We start from the raw sequence: 563 nt of genomic DNA, 5'->3' as shown, positions 1-563 counted from the left end.
AAGATGTCATCGGTCAGGTTGGCCTGCCCAAGGTGCTCTTGCCCTATCAGGCACACACGGTGCGGCTTCTGGAAAGTGCCGGCACCAACGTGCTGGTGGTCGAAAAATCGCGCCGGGTCGGCCTGACCTGGGCGCTGGCCGCTTATGCTGTGTTGCGCGCCGCGCGCGAACGCAAGGCCGGCGGGATGGATGCAATGTATATCTCTTATTCTCAAGAGATGACCCGCGAATTTGTCGATGCCTGCGGGATGTGGGCGCGGTCCTTTAACAGCGCGGCGGCCGAGGCCGAAGAGTTCCTGTTCCCGGACCCTGACGACCATGACGGCGACCGCGCCATTCAGGCGTTTCGCATCCGCTTTGCCTCGGGCTTTGAGATCCTCGCCCTCAGCTCGGCCCCGCGCAGCTTGCGCGGCAAACAAGGCGTGGTCATCATCGACGAGGCGGCCTTCGTCGAAAGCCTGCCTGAACTGCTCAAGGCCGCGCTGGCCTTTCTGATGTGGGGCGGTCAGGTGGTGGTCTGTTCCACCCATGACGGGGCGGACAACCCGTTCAACGAGCTGATC

1 protein-coding gene is annotated in these 563 nt (G+C 63.1%); it reads left to right on the top strand.

Annotation, left to right across the window (positions count from 1 at the left end):
* Positions 1-563, top strand: a 563-nt coding sequence (locus RMT89_RS40775) for a terminase large subunit domain-containing protein (RefSeq protein ID WP_315888802.1), incomplete at both ends; no start/stop codon positions are given.

Origin of the sequence: Streptomyces sp. P17 (assembly GCF_032436805.1) — a bacterium.
Taxonomy (GTDB): domain Bacteria; phylum Actinomycetota; class Actinomycetes; order Streptomycetales; family Streptomycetaceae; genus Streptomyces.
This window is presented reverse-complemented; position numbering and strand designations above follow the sequence as displayed.